At 74.2% G+C, this 20,079-nt stretch carries 20 protein-coding genes; 15 read left to right on the forward strand and 5 right to left on the reverse strand.

Annotated elements, in window-relative coordinates; translation table 11 throughout:
* Positions 1 to 12 precede the first annotated feature (12 nt).
* Positions 13 to 339 carry an NIPSNAP family protein gene (locus ACI6QG_RS15745; RefSeq protein WP_407025533.1) on the forward strand — a complete coding sequence of 109 codons (327 nt, stop codon included), beginning with the start codon at positions 13 to 15 and terminating at the stop codon, positions 337 to 339.
* Here the strand turns inward: ACI6QG_RS15745 and ACI6QG_RS15750 are convergent.
* Together ACI6QG_RS15750 and ACI6QG_RS15755 are read right to left on the reverse strand one after the other, a co-directional pair.
* The gene (locus ACI6QG_RS15750; RefSeq protein ID WP_407025534.1) at positions 329 to 1,189 is read right to left on the reverse strand and encodes an HpcH/HpaI aldolase/citrate lyase family protein; all 861 of its coding nucleotides are present in this window, start codon (positions 1,187 to 1,189) and stop codon (positions 329 to 331) included. The two genes, ACI6QG_RS15745 and ACI6QG_RS15750, sit on opposite strands and share 11 nt — an antisense overlap.
* 32 nt (positions 1,190 to 1,221) lie before the next feature.
* Complete coding sequence (locus tag ACI6QG_RS15755; RefSeq protein WP_407025535.1) at positions 1,222 to 2,283, reverse strand: alpha/beta hydrolase; 1,062 nt, start codon at positions 2,281 to 2,283, stop codon at positions 1,222 to 1,224.
* Positions 2,284 to 2,368: 85 nt separating this feature from the next.
* Between ACI6QG_RS15755 and leuS the strand changes: the two genes are divergently transcribed.
* From leuS to rplI, 7 genes are all read left to right on the forward strand, one after another.
* Entirely contained in the window at positions 2,369 to 4,927 is a 2,559-nt protein-coding gene (gene leuS / locus ACI6QG_RS15760; RefSeq protein WP_407025559.1) for a leucine--tRNA ligase, read from the forward strand.
* The gene (lptE, locus tag ACI6QG_RS15765) at positions 4,917 to 5,456 is read left to right on the forward strand and encodes an LPS assembly lipoprotein LptE (protein ID WP_407025536.1); all 540 of its coding nucleotides are present in this window, start codon (positions 4,917 to 4,919) and stop codon (positions 5,454 to 5,456) included. The genes leuS and lptE overlap by 11 nt, the downstream gene beginning before the upstream one ends.
* Positions 5,456 to 6,466 carry a DNA polymerase III subunit delta gene (gene holA, locus ACI6QG_RS15770; protein WP_407025537.1) on the forward strand — a complete coding sequence of 337 codons (1,011 nt, stop codon included), beginning with the start codon at positions 5,456 to 5,458 and terminating at the stop codon, positions 6,464 to 6,466. The genes lptE and holA overlap by 1 nt, the downstream gene beginning before the upstream one ends.
* Before the next feature lie 139 nt (positions 6,467 to 6,605).
* The gene (gene rpsF, locus ACI6QG_RS15775) at positions 6,606 to 7,073 is read left to right on the forward strand and encodes a 30S ribosomal protein S6 (protein WP_407025538.1); all 468 of its coding nucleotides are present in this window, start codon (positions 6,606 to 6,608) and stop codon (positions 7,071 to 7,073) included.
* A gap of 4 nt (positions 7,074 to 7,077) precedes the next feature.
* Positions 7,078 to 7,356, forward strand: a complete 279-nt coding sequence (gene rpsR, locus ACI6QG_RS15780) for a 30S ribosomal protein S18 (protein WP_407025539.1) — start codon at positions 7,078 to 7,080, stop codon at positions 7,354 to 7,356.
* 19 nt (positions 7,357 to 7,375) lie between these two features.
* Entirely contained in the window at positions 7,376 to 8,260 is an 885-nt protein-coding gene (locus ACI6QG_RS15785; RefSeq protein WP_407025540.1) for a hypothetical protein, read from the forward strand.
* A gap of 13 nt (positions 8,261 to 8,273) precedes the next feature.
* Positions 8,274 to 8,825 (forward strand): 50S ribosomal protein L9, encoded by a 552-nt coding sequence (rplI, locus tag ACI6QG_RS15790; RefSeq protein WP_407025541.1) that lies wholly within the window; start codon positions 8,274 to 8,276, stop codon positions 8,823 to 8,825.
* 225 nt (positions 8,826 to 9,050) lie between these two features.
* On the opposite strand, the gene acnA is transcribed toward rplI, so the two are convergent.
* Entirely contained in the window at positions 9,051 to 11,747 is a 2,697-nt protein-coding gene (acnA, locus tag ACI6QG_RS15795) for an aconitate hydratase AcnA (RefSeq protein WP_407025542.1), read from the reverse strand.
* A 56-nt stretch (positions 11,748 to 11,803) separates the two neighbouring features.
* On the opposite strand from acnA, the gene ccmA reads away from it, so the two are divergent.
* The 3 genes from ccmA to ACI6QG_RS15810 are packed head-to-tail and all read left to right on the forward strand — an operon-like array spanning position 11,804 to position 13,230.
* Positions 11,804 to 12,406 (forward strand): heme ABC exporter ATP-binding protein CcmA, encoded by a 603-nt coding sequence (gene ccmA / locus ACI6QG_RS15800; RefSeq protein ID WP_407025543.1) that lies wholly within the window; start codon positions 11,804 to 11,806, stop codon positions 12,404 to 12,406.
* Positions 12,403 to 13,053: a heme exporter protein CcmB gene (ccmB, locus tag ACI6QG_RS15805; RefSeq protein WP_407025544.1), complete on the forward strand. Its 651-nt coding sequence runs from the start codon at positions 12,403 to 12,405 to the stop codon at positions 13,051 to 13,053. The genes ccmA and ccmB overlap by 4 nt, the downstream gene beginning before the upstream one ends.
* A 30-nt stretch (positions 13,054 to 13,083) precedes the next feature.
* Positions 13,084 to 13,230, forward strand: a complete 147-nt coding sequence (locus ACI6QG_RS15810) for a hypothetical protein (RefSeq protein WP_407025545.1) — start codon at positions 13,084 to 13,086, stop codon at positions 13,228 to 13,230.
* 88 nt (positions 13,231 to 13,318) lie between these two features.
* Here ACI6QG_RS15810 and ACI6QG_RS15815 read toward each other — a convergent pair whose 3' ends face one another.
* Both ACI6QG_RS15815 and ubiG read right to left on the reverse strand, forming a co-directional pair.
* Positions 13,319 to 14,314 carry an SGNH/GDSL hydrolase family protein gene (locus ACI6QG_RS15815; protein WP_407025546.1) on the reverse strand — a complete coding sequence of 332 codons (996 nt, stop codon included), beginning with the start codon at positions 14,312 to 14,314 and terminating at the stop codon, positions 13,319 to 13,321.
* Between the two features lie 155 nt (positions 14,315 to 14,469).
* Positions 14,470 to 15,183, reverse strand: coding sequence for a bifunctional 2-polyprenyl-6-hydroxyphenol methylase/3-demethylubiquinol 3-O-methyltransferase UbiG (gene ubiG / locus ACI6QG_RS15820; RefSeq protein ID WP_407025547.1), 714 nt, complete (start codon positions 15,181 to 15,183; stop codon positions 14,470 to 14,472).
* Between the two features lie 66 nt (positions 15,184 to 15,249).
* On the opposite strand from ubiG, the gene ACI6QG_RS15825 reads away from it, so the two are divergent.
* From ACI6QG_RS15825 to ispG, 4 genes are all read left to right on the forward strand, one after another.
* The gene (locus ACI6QG_RS15825) at positions 15,250 to 16,467 is read left to right on the forward strand and encodes an aspartate kinase (protein ID WP_407025548.1); all 1,218 of its coding nucleotides are present in this window, start codon (positions 15,250 to 15,252) and stop codon (positions 16,465 to 16,467) included.
* 300 nt (positions 16,468 to 16,767) lie between these two features.
* Positions 16,768 to 17,811 (forward strand): NAD(P)H-dependent flavin oxidoreductase, encoded by a 1,044-nt coding sequence (locus ACI6QG_RS15830; RefSeq protein WP_407025549.1) that lies wholly within the window; start codon positions 16,768 to 16,770, stop codon positions 17,809 to 17,811.
* A gap of 10 nt (positions 17,812 to 17,821) precedes the next feature.
* Positions 17,822 to 18,868, forward strand: a complete 1,047-nt coding sequence (locus ACI6QG_RS15835) for a helix-turn-helix domain-containing protein (RefSeq protein ID WP_407025550.1) — start codon at positions 17,822 to 17,824, stop codon at positions 18,866 to 18,868.
* 68 nt (positions 18,869 to 18,936) lie between these two features.
* Complete coding sequence (gene ispG / locus ACI6QG_RS15840) at positions 18,937 to 20,079, forward strand: flavodoxin-dependent (E)-4-hydroxy-3-methylbut-2-enyl-diphosphate synthase (RefSeq protein ID WP_407025551.1); 1,143 nt, start codon at positions 18,937 to 18,939, stop codon at positions 20,077 to 20,079.

Raw genomic sequence — 20,079 nt, forward strand, 5'->3', positions numbered from 1 at the left:
GGAGGGACGCCGGTGATTGTCGACGTGCGCATCTACACCTGCGCGGTGAACCGCGTGGCCGAGTTCGTGAAGCTCTACGAGGAGAAGGCCTGGCCGCTGCAGCGCAAGTACCTGGGCAACTGCCTGGGCTGGTACGTGACGGTGGAGGGGGAGCTGAACACCGTGGTCCACCTCTGGGGCTACGACAGCCAGGCGGACCGCGAGGCGCGGCGCAACGCCATGGCCGCCGACCCCGCCTGGGCCGAATACCTGGACGCGGTGCGCGAGGGCGGGATGCTGGTGCGGATGGAGAACCGCATCACCCGCCCGGCGGCGCACTTCGCCGCGCTCAGCCGGTAGGCCCCGCCTGCGCCAGCACCCGGCGCGCCGCCTCGGCCACCGGGTAGTCCACGAAGGCGCCGTCCAGGCTGATGGAGGCGAGGCCGCGCGCCTCCGCCTCCGCGAAGGCGGCGACCACGCGCCGCGCGTGCTCCAGCTGCGCGTCGCTGGGGGAGAAGGCGCGGTTGGCGGGCTCCACCTGGTCGGGGTGGATGCACAGCTTGCCGCCGAAGCCCAGCACCCGCGCCCGCTCCAGCGAGGCGGCGAAGCCCTCCGCGTCCTTCAGGGCGGTCCAGACGGTGTCCACCGGCGCCTCCAGCCCGGCGGCGCGGGAGGCGAGCACGCACTGCGCCCGCCAGGGGGCCAGTTCCGCCTCCTCGCGCGTCCAGCTCAGCCCCATGTCCATGTTGAAGTCGGCGGCGCCGAAGGCGACGCGGCGGGCGCGCCGGGCGGCGCGGGCGATGGCGTCCAGCGCCTGCATGCCCCTGGCCGTCTCGATGATGGGCAGCAGCTCCAGCCGGCCGGCGGGCAGGCCGGCGTCGCGCTCCAGCGCCGCCAACAGCCATTCCGCGGTGGCCATCTCCTCCGCGCCCTCCACCTTGGGCAGCACGATGCCGTCCAGGCCGGGGCGCACCACCGCCAGCAGGTCGGCCAGCGCCCAGGGGGTGGACAGGGCGTTGACGCGGATGAACAGCCGCCCGCGGCGCGGCAGGGCGCAGGCGGCCACCGCGTCGGCGCGGGCGGCCTCCTTCTCGCTGACGGCCACCGCGTCCTCCAGGTCCAGGATGACGGCGTCGGCGGGCAGGGACAGCGCCTTCTCGGCGCGGCGGGCGTGGTTGGCGGGGGCGAACAGCAGGGAGCGCATGGGCATGGCGCGGACGGTGCGGGCGGCGCCGCCCCCCGTCAACCGCCGCCGCAGCTGTCGCGCCGCAGGCCGCGCGGCGCGCCGGCGGCGGGGGCCTGCACCAGGGTCAGGATGCAGGCGGCGTGGTCGCGGGTGAAGCGCCAGTCGCCGGCGCCGGCGTGGCCCGCCACCGGGCGGCGCGGCCAGATCGCCAGGGCCGGGGCCTCCCGCCCCTCGTCCAGCAGGGCCACGGCGCGGGCGCGGCCGGCGGGGTCGGGGTCGAAGGGGTCGTCCTCGAACACCGCCACCGCCAGCCGCACCGGGGTGGCGGCCAGGGCGGCCAGGGCGCGGCGCCAGTCATCGGGGGCGGCGCCGTGGTTGTTGGGCCGGCCGGCATCGCCGTGCGCCGCCGGGGCGGTGGCGATGACGGCGGCCACCAAATCCGGCTGCTCGGCCGCGGCCAGCATCGCCTGCCAGCCGCCGCGCGACTGCCCGCCCAGCACGATGCGCGCGTAGCCGGCCTCCCGCAGGGCGGGCAGGGCGCGGGCCAGCCGGGGCAGCGAGGTGGCCAGCCCGTCATCCCCCGGGTGGCGGTCGAAGCGCAGGATGTCCCACCCTGCCTCGTTCAGCGCCGACAGGAAGCCGGGCAGGGCGGCGTCGCGCAGGTCGCGCTCCGGCCCGCCATAGCCGTGGCCCCACACCACGGCGCCCCGCGCCGCCCCGCCGTGCCGGGCGTGGAAGGGGCTGAAGCGGAAGGGGCCGATGCGTCCCTCCACCGGCGCGGCCTCCGGCCCGCCGGGGATGGCGGCGTCGCGGGCCAGCACCTGGCAGGGGGCGGCGCCGGGCAGGCCGGCGGCCCGGGCCTGGCAGCGGGCCAGGGCATCGCGCTCCGCCGCCTCCGGGCTGGCGCGGCCGCCGACGAAGGCCCAGGCGCTGCGCCCGTCCTCGCCGCGGCTGAAGGCGATGGCGGCGTGCGGCACCGCCCCGCGGTAGTCCTTGGTGAAGGCGATGCCCAGGCCCCCGGCCGGCCCGCCGGGGATGCGCGCGGCGGTGAACACCTCCTCGAAAGGGGCGGCCCGGGCGGGGGCGGCGAGCAGCAGGAGCAGGAGCAGGAACCGCATGCGCCACAGCTTTGGCCCGGCGCCGGGGCTTGCAAGCCCTTCCGCCCAGGGCGGCGCGGCGCTAGGACGGGCCATCATGAACGACATGCCCGAGGGCGCGTCCGCCCGCTACGACTTCGCCGCCGCCGAGCCCCGCTGGCAGGCGGAATGGGAACAGGCGCGCTGCTTCTCCGTGCCCGACGTGCCGGCGGCCGACGCGCGCAAGTACTACGTGCTGGAGATGTTCCCCTACCCCTCGGGCAAGATCCACATGGGGCACGTGCGCAACTACACGCTGGGCGACGTGGTGGCGCGCTACAAGCGCGCCCGCGGCTTCAGCGTGATGCACCCGATGGGCTGGGACGCCTTCGGCCTGCCGGCGGAGAACGCGGCGCGCGAGCGCGGCGTGCATCCGGGCGAGTGGACCTACGCCAACATCGCCAACATGCGCGCCGAACTGAAGCGCATGGGCCTGTCCCTGGAATGGGAGCGCGAGTTCGCCACCTGCGACCCCGCCTATTACGGCCAGCAGCAGCGCCTGTTCCTGCGCTTCATGGAAGCCGGGCTGGTGGAGCGCAAGGAAAGCTGGGTCAACTGGGACCCGGTGGACGGCACGGTGCTGGCCAATGAGCAGGTGATCGACGGCCGCGGCTGGCGCTCCGGCGCGCCGGTCGAGAAGAAGAAGCTGTCGCAATGGTTCTTCGCCATCACCAAGTTCGCGCCTGACCTGCTGGCGGCGCTGGACGGTCTGGACCGCTGGCCCGAGCGGGTGAAGCTGATGCAGGCCAACTGGATCGGCCGCAGCGAAGGCGCGCGGGTGCGCTTCAAGCTGGCCGAGCCGGTCGAGGGCGCCACCGAGGTCGAGGTCTTCACCACCCGCCCCGACACGCTGTTCGGCATGAGCTTCCTGGCCGTCGCCGCCGAGCATCCGCTGGCCGCCGCCGCCGCCGTGCGCGACCCCCAGGCCGCCGCCTTCATCGCCGAATGCCGCGCGCTGGGCACCAGCGAGGCCGCCATCGAGCAGGCGGAGAAGCGCGGCCACGACACCGGCTTCCGCGTGGTGAACCCGCTGAACGGCGAGAGCTACCCGGTCTGGATCGCCAACTTCGTGCTGATGGAATACGGCACCGGCGCCATCTTCGGCTGCCCCTGCGGCGACCAGCGCGACCTGGACTTCGCCCGCAAGTACGGCCTGCCGGTGCCGCAGGTGGTGATGCCGCGCGGCGAGGACCCGGCGAGCTTCCGGGTGGGCGACACCGCCTTCACCGATGACGGCGTCCTCGTCAACTCCGGCTTCCTGGACGGGCTGGACGTGGCCGCCGGCAAGCGCGCCGCCATCGCCGAGATCGAGCGGTTGGGCGCCGGGCAGGGCGTGACGAACTGGCGCCTGCGCGACTGGGGCGTCTCCCGCCAGCGCTACTGGGGCTGCCCGATCCCGGTGATCCATTGCGACGATTGCGGCGCCGTGCCGGTGCCCGACGAGCAGCTTCCCGTGGTGCTGCCGCAGGACGTGGACTTCACCCGGCCGGGCAACCCGCTGGACCACCACCCGACGTGGAAGCACGTCTCCTGCCCGCGCTGCGCCAAGCCGGCGCGGCGCGAGACCGACACCTGCGACACCTTCGTGGACAGCTCCTGGTACTTCGCCCGCTTCTGCTCGCCGCGCGCCGAGCAGCCGATCCTGCGCGAGGCGGCGTCCTGGCTGCCGGTGGACCAGTACATCGGCGGCATCGAGCACGCGATCCTGCACCTGCTCTACGCCCGCTTCTTCACCCGCGCGCTGCACGGCATGGGCGCGCTGCCCTCGCCCGAGCCCTTCGCCGGGCTGTTCACCCAGGGCATGGTCACCCACGCCTCCTATCGCGCCGCCGATGGCCGCTGGCTGTACCCGGAGCAGGTGTCCGTGGACGCCGAGGGCCGCGCCACCGAGACCGCCACCGGCGCCGCCGTGGCGGTGGGGCGCGGCGAGAAGATGTCCAAGTCCAAGAACAACACGGTGGACCCGGGCGCCATCATCTCCCGCTACGGCGCCGACACCGCGCGCTGGTTCATCCTGAGCGACAACCCGCCCGAGCGCGACATGGAATGGAGCGAGGCCGGGGTGCAGGGCGCCTTCCGCTTCACCCAGCGCGTCTGGCGGCTGGCCGCCCAGCTGCGCGAGGCCGACGCGCCGGACGAGGCGGCGGGGCGCAAGCTGCGCGCCGCCACCCACCGCACGATCGCCGCGGTGACCGAGGCATGGGAGAGCTTCGCCTTCAACGTGGCGGTGGCCCGCCTGCACGAGCTGGCCAACGCCGTGGCCGACGCCCCCGCCGCCCCGCTGGAGGCCCGGCGGGAGGCGGTGGAGATGCTGCTGCGCCTCGCCGCGCCGGCCATGCCGCACCTGGCGGAGGAAGCGATGGCCCTGGTGCGCCCCGGCGCCGGGCTGGTGGCCGCCATGCCCTGGCCGGAGGCCGACCCGGCCTTGCTGAAGGCGGAGACGGTGACCCTGGCGGTGCAGGTGCTGGGCAAGCTGCGCGCCACCATCGAGGTGCCGGCCGGCGCCGACGAGGCCACCATCTTCGCGCTGGCCGAGGCGGAGGAGAACGTGCGCCGCGCGCTGGACGGCAAGCCCATCCGCAAGCGCATCCACGTGCCCGGCCGGGTGGTGAACCTTGTCGCGTAGGGCGCTGCTGGGCGCGCTGCTGGGCCTCGTCCCGCTGGGCGGCTGCGGCTTCCGGCCGGTGCACGCCCCGGGCCGCGGGGAAGGGCGGGCCGCGGCCCCGGCCAGCGCCGCCCTGGCGGCCGAGCTGGCGGCGGTGCGCGTGGCGCCGATGTACGAGCGCTACGGCCAGCTGTTCCGCCGCAGCCTGCAGAACCAGCTGGAAGGGCGGGCGCCGGGCACCGCCGCGCGCTATCTGCTCACCGTGGCGGTGCAGAACGAGGCCGAGCCGCTGGGCTACCGCCAGGACGGCACCATCACCCGCATCCGCATGGTCAGCACCGCGCGCTGGACCCTGACCACCGACGCCATCCCCCCCGTGCCCATCGAGCAGGGCAGCGCCCGCACGCTGGATTCCTTCAACATCCCCGACCTGCAGTTCTACGCCGCGGAAATCTCGCGCGAGGCGATGGACCGCCGCCTCATCGAGGAGTTGAGCGACCGGGTGGTGCAGGGCGTGGCCATCGCGCTGGGCCGGCGCCTGCGGGCCTGATGGCCGCGCGGCCCGACCCCCGGCGCCTCGCCGCCTTCCTGGACGGGCCGCCGGAATCCTGCCGGCTGGTCCTGCTGCTGGGCGACGACGAGGGCCTGATCAGCGAGCGCGCGGCGCGGCTGGTGGCCGCCGTGGCCGGCGACGACCCCCTGTGCCGGGAGGAGGCGGGGCGCGAGGCGCAGCGCGACGCCGGCGCCCTGCCCGCCCTGGCCGCCGCGCAGCCGCTGATGGGCGGGCGCGTCGCCGTGCGGGTGCGCGGCGCCACCGACGCCTGGGCCGAGGCCGCCAAGGCCGCGCTGGCCGGCCCCGGCCCCGGGCTGGTGGTGATGGAGGCGCCGGGGCTGAAGAAGACCGGCAAGCTGCACGGCGCCGTCGCGGCGCACGCGGCCGGCACCGTGGTGGAATGCTACGCCGAGCGCGGGGCGGAGCTGCGGGGCAGCATCGCCCGCATCCTGGGCGAGCTGGACGCCCAAGCCGAGCCGGAGGCGCTGGACTGGCTGGCCGAGCGCGCCGGCGAGGACCGCCTGGCCCTGCGCCGGACCCTGGAGGTGCTGGCCCTGCACGCCGAGCCCGGCGCCCGCATCGCGGTGGAGGACGCCATGGCGGTGCTGGGCGAAACCTCCCTGCTGGACCTGGACGAGGCGCTGCTGGCGGCCGGGCAGGGGGACGTCGCCGCGGCCGACCGCGCCATCGCCCGCGCCATGGCGGAGGGGGCCAACCCCATCCAGGTGATCCGCGCCGCCTTGCGGCAGGTGCAGCGGCTGCACCAGGCGGCGCTGGCGGTGGCAGCGGGGGTGCCGGCGGGGGAGGCCGTGGGCGCGTTGCGCCCGCCGGTGTTCTGGAAGAGCAAGGCGGCCTACGAGCGCGCCCTGCGCAAATGGAGCCCGGCGCGGCTGGAGGCGCTGGGCGCCGCCCTGCTGCGGGCCGAGCGCCAGGCCAAGACCACCGCCCTGCCGGACGCCACCGTGGCGCGCCACGCCATCCTGGGCATCGCCCGCGGGGCGCGCTGAACGCCGGCGCTGGACTCGCGCCCCGGCCCGTGCTTCAAGCCGCCCACCCTGCCGCCGGCGTTGGCACGCCCGCGGCTATGCCCGTTCGCGCGCCGTCATCCCGACCGCCGCCAGGGCTGAGCATCCACAGGGAGACACCATGCCGCTCTACGAATGCGTGTTCATCGCGCGCAACGACGTCACCCAGCAGCAGGTCGAGGCGATCGCGGACAGCGTGGCCGCCGTGGTCGGCGAGGCCGGCGGCGAGGTCCGCAAGCGCGAGTACTGGGGCCTGCGCGGCCTGGCCTACCGGGTGAAGAAGAACCGCAAGGGGCACTACATGCTCCTCGGCCTTTCCGCCCCCGCCGGCGCCATGCAGGAGGTCGAGCGCCAGCTCGGCCTGAACGAGGACGTGCTGCGCGAGATGACCATCCGCGTCGAGTCCATCTCCGACGAGCCCTCCGCCATCCTCGCCAAGCGCGGCGATGACCGCGAGCGCGGCTTCCGCGGGCCCAAGCCCGCCGGCCGCTTCTCCTCCGGCCGCACCGGCGGCGGGCGGGACGACCGCGAGGAGTTCCGCGCCCGCTCCCGCGACGAGATGGACATCAACCTGAACGAGGAGGTCTGAGACCATGAGCGAGACCGCCGAGCCGAGCATCGCCAACCGCCGCACGGCCGTTGGCGCGCGCCGCCCCTTCTACCGGCGCAAGAAGTCCTGCCCGTTCTCCGGCGCCAACGCGCCGAAGATCGACTACAAGGACGTGCGCCTGCTGAGCCGCTTCCTGAGCGAGCGCGGCAAGATCGTTCCCGCCCGCATCACCGCGGTCAGCGGCAAGAAGCAGCGCGAGCTGGCCCAGGCCATCAAGCGCGCCCGCTTCCTGGCCCTGCTGCCCTACGTGATCAACGACTGACGGAAGGCGGGGCGCACCCATGAGCGGGCAGGCGCAGGGGGGGCTGTTCGGCAGCCCGGCATCGCTGGCGGCGGGCGCCGCCGGCGCGTGCTCGGCCCTGTGCATGCTGTGGGCGCTGCGCGGCCTGCCCCTGGGCGGGCTGCTGCTGTGGGCCACGCCGCTGCCGCTGCTGCTGGCCGGGCTGTCCTTCGGGGCGCGCGCGGCCGCCTATGCCGCCGCGGCGGCCGGCCTGGCCATGCTGCTGCTGGGCCCGCTGCTGGGCTTTGCCATCCATGCCGTGGCCTTCGGGCTGCCGGCTGCCCTGCTGGTGGCGCTGGCCACTGCGGGGTCGCGGCTGCGGCTGTCGCTGCCGCTGGCCGCGCTGGGGCTCTGGCCCCTGGCGGCGCTGCTGCTGCTGGCCGCCTTCGTGCCCGACCTGGAAGGGGCGATGCGCGAGGCGGTGGAGATGGGCGTGCAGCGCATGGGCCTGGACCTGCCCGAGGGCATGATCGTCCAGGTGGCGCAGGTGAAGGCGGCGGCCGCCGGCTTCTGGCTGGTGGTGGTGATGGTGCTGAACGCCCTGCTGGCCCAGCTGCTGCTGCGCCGCTGGGGCCTGGCGGGGTGGGAGACGCCATCGCTGTCCGAGGCCCGGCTGCCGGGCTGGTACCTGCCGCTGCCCGCCCTGGCCTTCGGGGCCTGGCTGGCGCTGGGCGGGGCGGTGGCGCTGTCGGCGCTGCTGATCCTGCTGGTGCCGCTGTTCCTGCTCGGCGTGCTGTCGGTGCACGCCCGGGCGCGGGGCAAGCGGGCGCTGCTGGCCGGCTTCTGGGTGCTGATGCTGGTCTTCCTGCAAGTCATGGCCCCGCTGATGGTCGGCCTGGGCCTCTACGAACAGATCCGGCGGCGCGCCGCGCCGCCCCAGACGTGAACGGGACCGTGTGATGATTGACCTGATTCTGATGCAACGCGTGGAGAAGCTCGGCCAGATGGGCGAGCTGGTGAAGGTGAAGCCGGGCTACGCGCGCAACTTCCTGCTGCCGCAGGGCAAGGCGATCCGCGCCACCAAGGCGAACATCGCCAAGTTCGAGACGGACCGCGCGCAGCTCGAGGCGCAGAACCTCAAGCGCCGCGGCGAGGCCGAGCGCGTGGCCGAGCGCATGGAGGGCCTGGCGGTCGTCCTGATCCGCTCCGCCGGCGAGGGCGGCAACCTGTACGGCTCCGTCTCGGTGCGCGACATCGCCGACGCCTGCAAGGCGGCCGGGCTGAGCGTCGGCCGCCAGCAGGTTCTGCTGGAGCAGCCGATCAAGACCCTGGGCCTGACCACCGTGCGCGTGGAGCTGCACCCGGAGGTGCTGCTGCCCGTGGTGGTGAACGTCGCCCGCTCCGCCGAGGAGGCCGAGAAGCAGGCCCGCGGCGAGGAGATCGCCCGCGAGGAGGAGATCACCCTCGAGGACGAGCTGGTGGCCGAGCTGGGCGCCGCCACGCGCGACTGAGCGCCCCGCGGCGCCGCGCCGGGCGGGGGAGAACGCCTGGTCCGGCAAGGCCTGGCCCATCCTGCCATGGCTTCGCCATGGCAGGGCGCCGCGCCTGCCTTGGCACCGCGGGCTCGCCCGGGATGATGAAGGGGCCTTCGGGCCCCTTTTTCGTGTCCGGCGCCCGGCCACGAAAAAGGGCGCGGCCCGCGAAGGCCGCGCCCTGGTCATGGCGTGGGCTGCGGCCTACGCCGCGCGGGCCATGCCGCGCAGCACGTAGTGCAGGATGCCGCCGTTGCGGTAGTACTCGACCTCGTCCGCCGTATCCACGCGGCACACCACGCCGGTGCGCAGCGTGGTGCCGTCGGCGCGGGTGATGGCCAGCTCCAGCTCCATGCGCGGGCGCAGCTCCTCGATGCCGAGGATGTCCACCAGCTCGTCGCCGCGCAGGCCCAGGGTCTGGCGCGTCTCGCCCTCGCGGAACACCAGCGGCAGCACGCCCATGCCCACGAGGTTGGAGCGGTGGATGCGCTCGAAGCTCTCGGCGATCACCGCCTTGATGCCCAGCAGGAAGGTGCCCTTCGCCGCCCAGTCGCGCGAGGAGCCCATGCCGTATTCCTTGCCGCCGAACACCACCAGCGGCACGCCCTCGGCCTTGTAGCGCATCGCCACATCGTAGATCGGCGCCACCTCGCCGGAGGGGTAGTGCTTGGAGATGCCGCCCTCCACGCCGGGCACCATCTCGTTCTTGATGCGGATGTTGGCGAAGGTGCCGCGCATCATGACCTCATGGTTCCCGCGGCGGGCGCCGTAGGAGTTGAAGTCGAAGGGCCGGACCTGGTGCTCCAGCAGGTATTCGCCGGCCGGGCTCACCTTGCGGATGTTGCCGGCGGGCGAGATGTGGTCGGTGGTGATGTTGTCGCCCAGCAGGCCCAGGATGCGCGCGCGGCGGATGGAGGAGAGCGCGTGCGTCTCCATCGTCATGCCCTCGAAATAGGGCGGGTTCTGCACGTAGGTGGAGCCGCCGTTCCAGCGGTAGGTGTCGCTGCCGGCATCCACCTGGATGGCCTGCCACTGCTCCGTGCCCTTGAACACGTCGCCGTAGCGGGTGGTGAACATCTCCGGCGTCACGTTGCCGTGGACGATGGAGACGATCTCCGCCTGGGAGGGCCAGATGTCGCGCAGGAACACCGGCTGGCCGTCGCTCCCGGTGCCGATGGGGTCGGTCGTCAGGTCCAGCTTGGTGGAGCCGGCCAGCGCATAGGCCACCACCAGCGGCGGCGAGGCGAGGTAGTTGGCGCGCACGTTGGCGTGCACGCGCCCCTCGAAGTTGCGGTTGCCCGACAGCACGGCGGAGACGACCAGCTTGTTGTCCTCGATGGCGTTCACCATCGGCTCGGGCAGCGGGCCGGAATTGCCGATGCAGGTGGTGCAGCCATAGCCCACGGTCTGGAAGCCGATGGCGTCCAGGTCGGCCTGCAGGCCGGCGCTGTCCAGGTAGTCGGTCACCACCTGGGAACCGGGGGCCAGCGAGGTCTTGACCCAGGGCTTGGGCTTCAGGCCCTTGGCGCGCGCCTTGCGGGCGACGAGGCCCGCGGCCACCAGCACGTAGGGGTTGGAGGTGTTGGTGCACGACGTGATGGCGGCGATCACCACGTCGCCGTGGCCGAGGTCGAAATCGGCGCCCTCCACCGGCACGCGCAGCTCCGCCTGCTCGCCCGGCACGCCCATGGCGCCGGCGGCGAGGTCCTTCTTGAAGGAGGTGGCCACCGAGCCGAGGCCGATGCGGTCCTGCGGGCGCTTCGGCCCGGCCAGCGAGGGCTCGACCGTCGAGAGGTCCAGCTCCAGCGTGTCGGTGAACACCGGGTCGGGGGTGGTGGCGTCGCGCCACATGCCCTGGGCCTTGTGGTACTCGCGCACCAGCTTGATGCGGTGCTCGTCGCGGCCGGAGAGGCGCAGGTAGTCCAGCGTCACCTCGTCCACCGGGAAGAAGCCGCAGGTGGCGCCGTATTCGGGGGCCATGTTGGCGATAGTGGCGCGGTCGGCCAGCGGCATGGAATCCAGGCCGGGGCCGAAGAACTCGACGAACTTGCCCACCACGCCCTTCTTGCGCAGCATCTGCGTGACGGTCAGCGCCAGGTCGGTGGTGGTCACGCCCTCGCGCAGCTTGCCGGAGACGCGGAAGCCGATCACGTCGGGGATCAGCATGGCGATGGGCTGGCCGAGCATGGCGGCCTCGGCCTCGATGCCGCCGACGCCCCAGCCCAGCACGCCCAGGCCGTTGATCATCGTGGTGTGGCTGTCGGTGCCGTAGCAGCTGTCGGGGTAGGCGTAGGTGACGCCGTCCTCGTCCGAGGTCCAGACCACCTGGCCCAGGTATTCCAGGTTCACCTGGTGGCAGATGCCCGCACCCGGCGGCACCACGCGGAAGTTCTTGAACGCCTCCTGGCCCCAGCGCAGGAACTCGTAGCGCTCGCCGTTGCGCTCGAACTCGATCTCCACGTTCTTCTGCAAGGCCTGGGCGGAGCCGGCGACGTCCACCATCACCGAGTGGTCAATGACCAGGTCCACCGGGACCAGGGGGTTCACCTTGGCCGGGTCGCCGCCCAGCTTGATGATGCCGTCGCGCATGGCTGCGAGGTCCACCACGGCCGGCACGCCGGTGAAGTCCTGCATCAGGATGCGGGCGGGGCGGAATGGGACCTCCTTCTCCGAGCGGCCGCTCCGCACCCATTCGGCGATGGCGCGCGCGTCGGCCACCGTGTAGGAGCGCCCGTTCTCGAAGCGCAGCACGTTCTCCAGCAGCACCTTGAGGGAGTAGGGAAGCCGGGAGACGTCGCCGATCTCCTTCGCCGCCTCGGGCAGGGAGAAATAGGTGTAGCTCTTGCCGTCCAGGGTGAGCTGCCGCCCGGCCTTGAGGGTATCCTGCCCGATCATGCGCATGTGTGTGGTCCCCACTCTTGCGCCGCGCCTTTAAGCATGGCGAAGCTGGATGGTCCATGGAGGCGAGCCTGCTGCAAGCGCAAGATTTGGCCTGTTGGCGAGCGGAGCGCTTGGTCTTCGCCGGGCTGTCCTTCACCCTGGCCCCCGGCGAGGCCCTGCTGCTCACCGGGGCGAACGGCGCCGGCAAGTCCTCCCTGCTGCGGCTGCTGGCCGGGCTGGTGCCGGCGGCCGAAGGGCGCCTGCTGTGGGAGGGCGAGGACGCCCTGGCCGACCGCCCGGCCCATGCCCGCCGCCTGCGCTACCTCGGCCACCAGGACGCGCTGAAGCCCGGGCTGACCGCGCGGGAGAACCTGCGCTTCTTCGCCCGCCTGTGGGGCGGCGCGGCAGAGGAGGCGCTGGCCGCGCTGGACCTGCTGCCCCTGGCCGACCTGCCGGCGCGCGTGCTGTCCTCCGGCCAGAAGCGGCGGCTGGCCCTGGCCCGGCTGGCCCTGGCCCCGGCGGCGCTGTGGCTGCTGGACGAGCCGACGGTGGGCCTGGACGCCGCCTCGGTGGAGCGGCTGCGGCCGCTGCTGGCGGCGCATCGCGGGCGCGGCGGCATGGTGGTGGCCGCCACCCACCTGCCCCTGCCGCTGGACGACGCGCGGGAGCTGCGGCTGTGAGGGCCCTGCTGGCGCGCGAGCTGCGCCTGGCGCTGCGCCACCCGGCGGACACGCTGTCCGCCGTGCTGTTCTTCGTGCTGGTGGCGGCGCTGTTCCCCTTTGGCGTCGGGCCCTCGCCCGAGTTGCTGGCGCGGCTGGCGCCCGGGGCGCTGCTGGCTTCCGCCCTACTGGCGGCGCTGCTGCCGCTGGACCGGCTGTGGGGCGCCGATGCCGAGGACGGCACGCTGGACCAGCTTTTGCTGTCCGGCCTGCATCCGGCCGGGCTTGCGGCGGCGAAGGCGCTGGCCCACTGGCTGACCACCGGGCTGCCGCTGGTGGCCGCCACGCCGGTGGCCGCGGCCCTGCTGAACCTGCCGGTGGAAGCCTGGGGGGCGGCGCTGGCGGCGCTGGCCCTGGCCTCGGCGCTGCTGTCGGTGCTGGGCACCGCGGGGGCGGCGCTGACCCTGGGGGCCCGGCGGGGCGGGGTGCTGCTGCCCCTGCTGGTGCTGCCGCTGGCCATCCCGGTGGTGATCTTCGGCGCCGCGGCCATCGAGGCGGCGGCGACCGGGTTGCAGGCGCGCCCCTACCTGCTGCTGGCGGCGGCGCTGCTGGCGCTGGCGCTGCCCCTGGCGCCGCTGGCCGCCGGCGCGGCGCTGCGCGGCGAGTGACCGCGGCGCCCGCCGGGCGTTGGGCCAGGCATGAGCGACACCCCCAAGGCCCCCGACGCCCCGCCCGGCACCACGGAGGAGGAGGCGGCCGTGCCCCCCGCCGCGCCCAAGCCCACCGCCGAGCAGATGCGCGAGGCGATGGAGCGCGAAGGCGGCAACATGACGCGCGACGACTGACGGGCGCCGCCTTTCGGAGCACGACGCCACCTCAAGGTAGCGCGCTCCGGCCGTGCCGGGAGGACGCCCTACCGCAGCGGAGCATGGGTCAGGCCGGTTGCGCCGCCGCCGCGCGCCGGCCGGGGCGCGCGGCCAGCCCCAGGGCCAGCAGCGCCGCCGCCAGCAGGCCGAGGGCGGCGGGCTCCGGCACCGGGACCAGGGCCGCCAGCGCCGCCTGCGCGAGGATGTCGTGGCCCGCCGCCGTCGGGTGGATGCCGTCCCAGAACAGGAAGGAGCCCGGGGTGCTGCACACGGACTGCGAGGCGGCGTCGAGGCAGGCGTCCACCACGTTGGTGAAGCCGTAGCGCGCCGGGTCGGCCACCGCGTCGCGCAGCAGGCCGAAGATGTCCAGCGAGGTGACCTGCGCGTCCGGCCGCAGCGCCGCGAAGGCCGCCAGATCGGCCAGCAGCTCCGCCCGCAGCGCCTCGCCCAGGAAGGCCCGGAGGGCGCGGACGGCGGCGAGCGCGGCGCCGGTGCCCTGCACCTCGGGCAGCAGGCTCACATCCGGCGGCGTCGCCACCAGGAAGTTGCGCGCCCCGGCGGCGTAGAGCGCGGCGAGCGCGGCGGCGATGTTGTCCGCCGCATTCTGGGCGATGGCCAGGTCGGCGGAGGTCGCGCGGCGGAGGTCGTTGCCGCCGCCGCCCAGGATGTACAGCGCCTGCGGGTCGGCGGCGCCGCCGGTAGCGGCCAGGAAGCCCGCGGCCTGCGCCGCCACGCCCGGGATGCTGCCCCCGCCCGTCAGCGCGCCGGCGAAGGAGAAGTTGGTGCCCCCCGCCAGGGAGGGCTGGAGCGGCAGGCCCAGGGACTGCGCCAGCCCCTCCACCCAGACCGGGCCGTTGCTGTAGCGCCCGGTGAGGTAGGGCGGCAGCGGCAGCGCCACCCCCTGGAAGGCCGCGGGGTTGGCGGCGGCCAGCCGCAGCAGGTTGCCCGTGTCGCTCAGGCTGTCGCCGAACACGTATTCCGCGGTGTAGGGCGCCGCCTTCGCGGGCGGCGGGGTTGCGGCGGCGCACAGGGCGAGCGTGATCGCCGCGATCCAGTTCCGCATGGGTTCCTTTCGTCCGGGGCGGGTGGCGGCGGCAGGCTAGCCAGCGGATCCGGCCGGCGCCAAGGAATTCTGCACCGCCGGGCAAGCAGGCCGCGCCTCGGCGCGCCCTGTCCAGGCGGCGCTGCCGGACCACGGAAGGAGGCGGCGGAACCGGCCTATGGCCGGCGGGCCGCCACCAGGTAGTTCACCCCGATGTCGCGCGTCACCGCGAAGCCGCCGCCCAGCCGGGGGGACAGGCCGGCCATGTCCTCCACGAACAGGCCGGCGCCGCGCAGCAGGGCGGCGGTTTCGGCCGGGCGGGGGAACAGGCGCCAGTCATGCGTGCCCACCGGCAGCCAGCGCAGCAGGTATTCCGCCGCCAGCTTGGCGGTGACCCAGGCGCGCGGGGTGCGGTTGAGGGTGGACAGCACCACCGCCCCGCCCGGCCGCACCAGCCGCGCCAGGGCGGCGCAGAAGGTCGCGCGTTCCTCCGGCGGGACGTGCTCGATCACCTCCAGGGAGATCACGGCGTCGAAAGCCTCGCCGGACAGGTCCTCCGGCCGGCCCTCGCGGTAGTCCACCACCACTCCGGAAGCGGCGGCATGGGCGCGGGCGGCCTCCAGCGCCGCCCCGGCGGCGTCCAGCCCGGTGACGCGCGCCCCGCGCCGGGCCAGCCATTCGGCGGCCAGGCCGGCGCCGCAGCCCACGTCCAGCACCCGCAGCCCGTCCAGCGGGCCCAGTTGCCGGGCCACCCAGCCCATGCGGGCCGGGTTCATGGCGTGCAAGGGGGCCATGGGGCCGCGCGGGTCCCACCAATCCGCGGCCAGCGCGTCGAACTTGGCGATTTCGCCGGCGGTGGCGGTGCCGCCCCTGTTGCCCGTCTCGGTCATGCCCGGTATCTGACCCGCCCGGAAACCGCCCGCAAGGCTCCCGCAGGCGGTCCAGCAGGACCCGCAATGCCCCGTATCGTCATGAAGTTCGGCGGGACCTCCGTCGCCGACCTCGATCGCATCCGAAACGTCGCCAACCGCGTGAAGCGCGAGGTGGATGCCGGCCACCAGGTGGCCGTGGTCGTCTCGGCCATGTCGGGCACCACCAACCAGCTGGTGAAGTGGTGCCAGGAACTGTCCCCCCTGCATGACGCCCGCGAGTACGACACGGTGGTGGCGACCGGCGAGCAGGTGACGATCGGCCTGCTGGCCATCGCGCTGCAGGCCATCGGCGTCGAGGCGCGGTCCTGGCAGGGCTGGCAGGTCCCGATCCGCACCGACGCCGCCCATGGCAAGGCGCGGGTGGAGGAGATCGAGGGCGCCGAACTGATCAAGCGGATGGAGGGGGGGCAGGTGCCCGTGGTCGCCGGCTTCCAGGGCATCGAGCCCGGGCGCAACCGGGTGACGACGCTGGGCCGCGGCGGCTCCGACCTGTCGGCGGTGGCGCTGGCGGCGGCGCTGAAGGCCGACCGCTGCGACATCTACACCGACGTGGACGGGGTCTACACCACCGACCCGCGCATCGTGCCCAAGGCCCGCAAGCTGGAGCGCATCTCCTACGAGGAGATGCTGGAGCTGGCTTCCGTGGGCGCCAAGGTGCTGCAGACGCGCTCCGTCGAGCTGGCCATGAAGGCCCGCGTGCGGGTGCAGGTGCTATCGAGTTTCGAGGACAAGCCAGGCTCCCTGGTCGTGGATGAGGACGAGATCATGGAGAAGCCGATCGTTTCCGGCATCGCCTATTCGCGGGACGAGGCGAAGGTGACGCTGCGCCGCGTGCCCGACCGGCCGGGCGTGGCCGCGCGGGTGTTCGGCCCGCTCTCGGCCGCCAACGTCAACGTGGACATGATCGTCCAGAACCTCGGCGCCGACGGCTCGACGGACATGACCTTCACGGTGGGCAAGTCCGACCTGCCGCGCGCGCGCGACATCCTGGAGAAGGCGAAGGCCGAGCTGGGCTTCGAGGCGATGCTGGCCGACGACAACGTGGCCAAGATCAGCGTCGTGGGCATCGGCATGCGCACCCATGCCGGCGTCGCCTCCACCATGTTCGCCACGTTGGCGGAAAAGGGCATCAACATCCAGGTCATCTCGACCAGCGAGATCAAGGTGAGCGTGCTGGTGCCGGCCGAGTACACCGAACTGGCGGTGCGCGCCCTGCACACCGCCTATGGGCTGGATGGCTGACCGGCGCCGGTTGAGGCGGCCCCCACGGGGGTCCATGCCGGATCACCGCCCCACGCGGCCGGGCCGGGGCGGCTGAGAGGGACGCGCGCTTCCGCGGGAGCCGCGCGCCAGGCCCCAACCGCCCGCCCTGGCGCGGAACTGCCCGCCGGCCCTGGTGCGCGCGCCCTGCTTCGCGGCGCCGCCGCGCCCCCATGACCTGCTGCCGGGCCGGGGGGGCGGGCTGCCCCATGCGCCTGCCGGTGGGGCCGGGCGACGCATCCCCGTTTGCCCATCCCGGGCGCAGGGGATAAACGCGCGCCCATGGACGCCCTGGTCACCCCCGCCCCCGAAGCCCTGGCCGAGATCGGCCGCCTGATGGCGCGCGGGGCGGCCTTCCTCGGCTCGCGCACCGCCATCCTCGGCGGCGCCATGTCCTGGGTGAGCGAGCGCAACCTGGTGGCGGCGCTGAGCAACGCCGGCGCCTTCGGCGTGATCGCCTGCGGGGCGATGGAGCCGCCGCGGCTGGCGGAGGAGATCGCCGCCACCCAGGCGCTGACCGACCGACCCTTCGGCGTCAACCTCATCACCATGCATCCGCGGCTGGAGCAACTGGTGGACGTGTGCCTGGCGGCGAAGGTCTCGCACATCGTGTTCGCCGGCGGCATCCCGCCCGGCGCCGCGCTGCGCCGCGCCAAGGAGGGCGGGGCCAAGGTGGTGTGCTTCGCCCCGGCCCTGGCGCTGGCGAAGAAGCTGGTGCGCTCCGGCGCCGACGCGCTGGTGATCGAGGGCAGCGAGGCGGGGGGGCACATCGGCCCCGTCTCGCTCAACGTGCTGGCGCAGGAGATCCTGCCGCACGTGACGGAGGTGCCGGTCTTCGTCGCCGGCGGCATCGGCCGCGGCGAGGCCATCCTGTCCTATCTGGAGATGGGGGCGGCCGGGGTGCAGATCGGCACGCGCTTCGTCTGCGCCACCGAATCCATCGCCCACCCCCACTTCAAGCGCGCCTTCATCCGCGGCGCCGCCCGCGACGCCCTGCCGACCGTGCAGCTGGACGAGCGCTTCCCGGTGATCCCCGTGCGCGCCCTGCAGAACGAGGGCACCAAGCGCTTCATGGAGCACCAGGCCAAGGTGCTGGCCCGCTTCCAGTCCGGGGAGCTGTCCAAGGAGGCGGCGCAGCTCGACATCGAGCATTTCTGGGCCGGGGCCCTGCGCCGCGCGGTGGTGGAGGGCGACGTCGAGCAGGGCTCGCTGATGGCCGGCCAGTCCGTCGGGATGGTGAGCCGGGAGCAGCCGGCGGCCGAGATCATCGCCGAGCTGATGGAGCAGGCCGCCGCGGCGCTGGCAAGCCGGCGCGCGCTGCGCTAGACGCCCGCCCGTGTTCGACAACGTCAAGCGCTTCGCCCGCTCCCAGGATGTCAGCCTCGCGGTGGATGCCGCCCGGCTGGGCGACGAGCTGCGCGAGGCGCGCGAGGCCATGGGCGCCTCGGTCGAGGACATGTCGCGCCAGCTGCGCATCCGCCGGGTCTACCTGGTGGCGCTGGAGGAAGGGCGCCTGAAGGACCTGCCCTCGGCCGCCTACGCCCTGGGCTTCGTGCGCAACTACGCCGGGGCGCTGGGCCTGGACGCCACGGACATGGTGCGCCGCTTCCGCGACGCCGCGATGGGCCAGGCGGCCCGGCGCACCGACCTCGTCTTCCCCGAGCCGGTGCCGGAGCGCGGCTTCCCGGCGGGCGTCACCACCCTGGCCGGGCTGGCCATCCTCGTGGTCGCCTACGTCGCCTGGTACAACTGGAGCGGCAGCGGCAGCCGCACGGTGGACGCCGTCCCGCCGGTGCCCGCGCGGCTGGAACCGGCGGCGCGCGACGGCGAGGCGATGCGGCCCCAGCCCGGCCCCGCGCCCGCCCCGGTGGCGCAGGCTCCGGCAGCGCAGCTCCCGGCGGCGCCGGTGCAGGCCACGCCCAGCCTGCCGCCCCTGCCCACCCCCACCCCGGTGCCGGTGCAGGTGCCCGCGCCGCCCGCCCCGCCGGCCGCCGCCGCCCCGCCGGCGGACGCCGCGCGCATCGTGCTGCGCTTCCGGGCGGATGCCTGGACCCAGGTGCGCGACCCGCGCACGGGCCAGCAGCTGCTGAACCGGGTGATGCGGGCCGGCGAATCCTTCACCGTGCCCAACCGGGAGGGGCTGCTGCTGTCCACCGGCGTCGCCCAGGCCATGGACGTGCTGGTGGACGGCGTCCCTTCGCCGGTGCTGGCGGGCTGGACCGGGGTGCGGCGCGACATCCCGCTGGTGCCGGACCAGCTGCGCGCCGCCCCGGCGCCCCGCCCGGCCGCCAATGGCGCGCCCGCCGCAGCGCCGCCGCCGCCCGCCCAGGTCGGCCCGGCGCCCCGCCCGGCCACGCCCGCGGCGCCGCCGCCGCGGCAGTAGGCGCCCCCGGGCTTCGGTTCGGCGGCGGCCGGCGCTATATGCGAGGCCAGCACGCCGAGGGTCCCCGCATGAGCTACCGCCCCTACCAGCACATCGAGCGCCGCAAGTCGCGGCAGATCCGCGTCGGCAAGGTGCTGGTGGGCGGGGATGCGCCGGTCAGCGTGCAGACCATGACCAACACCCTGACCAGCGACCCGGCGGCGACCATCGCCCAGATCCGCCGCTGCGAGCTGGCCGGGGTGGACATCGTGCGCGTGAGCTGCCCCGACGAGGAAAGCACCGCCGCCCTGGCCGAGATCGTGCGCGAGGTGAACGTGCCGATCGTCGCCGACATCCACTTCCACTACCGCCGCGCCATCGAGGCCGCCCAGGCCGGCGCCGCCTGCCTGCGCATCAACCCGGGCAACATCGGCTCGCCCGAGCGGGTGAAGGAAGTGGTGAAGGCGGCGAAGGACCATGGCTGCTCCATCCGCATCGGCGTGAACGCCGGCAGCCTGGAGCGGCACCTGCTGGAGAAGTACGGCGAGCCCAACCCGGACGCCCTGGTGGAAAGCGCCCTGTGGCACGCCGACCACCTGCTGCAGAACGACTTCCACGAGTTCAAGATCAGCGTGAAGGCCAGCGACGTGTTCCTGGCCGTCGCGGCCTACCAGCAGCTGGCCGAGGCCTGCGACCACCCGCTGCACATCGGCGTGACCGAGGCCGGTGGCCGCCGCACCGGCACGGTGAAGAGCGCCATCGGCCTGGGCAACCTCCTCTGGGCCGGCATCGGTGACACCATCCGCGTGTCGCTCTCCACCGAGCCGGAAGAGGAGGTGCATGTGGGCTGGGAAATCCTGAAGTCCCTGCACATCCGCCACCGCGGGGTGAAGATCGTCTCCTGCCCCTCCTGCGCGCGGCAGGGCTTCGACGTGGTGAAGACGGTGGCGATGCTGGAGGAGCGGCTGGCCCATATCGAGCAGCCGGTGACGCTGTCCATCATCGGCTGCGTGGTGAACGGCCCCGGCGAGGCGCTGATGACCGATATCGGCCTGACCGGCGGCGGGGCGGACAAGCACATGGTCTATGCCAGCGGCAAGACCAGCCACCAGACCAGCACGGAAGAGATGGTGGAGCACTTGGTCGGCCTGGTGGAGCGCCGCGCCGCGCTGCTGAAGGCCGAGGCGGAGGCGAAGAAGGCGGCCGAAGCGGCGGTGCTGGCGGCGGAGTAG

This window comes from Sabulicella flocculans (genome assembly GCF_045449635.1).
Classification (GTDB): Bacteria; Pseudomonadota; Alphaproteobacteria; order Acetobacterales; family Acetobacteraceae; genus Roseococcus.

Coding starts and splice junctions, on each gene's coding strand:
- acnA (WP_407025542.1), bottom strand. CDS start 11,747: ATGCGCATGATCGGGCAGGATACCCTCAAGGCCGGGCGGCAGCTCACC.
- ispG (WP_407025551.1), top strand. CDS start 18,937: ATGAGCTACCGCCCCTACCAGCACATCGAGCGCCGCAAGTCGCGGCAG.
- ACI6QG_RS15815 (WP_407025546.1), bottom strand. CDS start 14,314: ATGCGGAACTGGATCGCGGCGATCACGCTCGCCCTGTGCGCCGCCGCA.
- rplI (WP_407025541.1), top strand. CDS start 8,274: ATGATTGACCTGATTCTGATGCAACGCGTGGAGAAGCTCGGCCAGATG.
- rpsR (WP_407025539.1), top strand. CDS start 7,078: ATGAGCGAGACCGCCGAGCCGAGCATCGCCAACCGCCGCACGGCCGTT.
- ACI6QG_RS15810 (WP_407025545.1), top strand. CDS start 13,084: ATGAGCGACACCCCCAAGGCCCCCGACGCCCCGCCCGGCACCACGGAG.
- leuS (WP_407025559.1), top strand. CDS start 2,369: ATGCCCGAGGGCGCGTCCGCCCGCTACGACTTCGCCGCCGCCGAGCCC.
- ACI6QG_RS15785 (WP_407025540.1), top strand. CDS start 7,376: ATGAGCGGGCAGGCGCAGGGGGGGCTGTTCGGCAGCCCGGCATCGCTG.
- ACI6QG_RS15750 (WP_407025534.1), bottom strand. CDS start 1,189: ATGCCCATGCGCTCCCTGCTGTTCGCCCCCGCCAACCACGCCCGCCGC.
- ACI6QG_RS15830 (WP_407025549.1), top strand. CDS start 16,768: ATGGACGCCCTGGTCACCCCCGCCCCCGAAGCCCTGGCCGAGATCGGC.
- ccmA (WP_407025543.1), top strand. CDS start 11,804: ATGGAGGCGAGCCTGCTGCAAGCGCAAGATTTGGCCTGTTGGCGAGCG.
- rpsF (WP_407025538.1), top strand. CDS start 6,606: ATGCCGCTCTACGAATGCGTGTTCATCGCGCGCAACGACGTCACCCAG.
- holA (WP_407025537.1), top strand. CDS start 5,456: ATGGCCGCGCGGCCCGACCCCCGGCGCCTCGCCGCCTTCCTGGACGGG.
- ACI6QG_RS15825 (WP_407025548.1), top strand. CDS start 15,250: ATGCCCCGTATCGTCATGAAGTTCGGCGGGACCTCCGTCGCCGACCTC.
- ubiG (WP_407025547.1), bottom strand. CDS start 15,183: ATGACCGAGACGGGCAACAGGGGCGGCACCGCCACCGCCGGCGAAATC.
- ACI6QG_RS15755 (WP_407025535.1), bottom strand. CDS start 2,283: ATGCGGTTCCTGCTCCTGCTCCTGCTGCTCGCCGCCCCCGCCCGGGCC.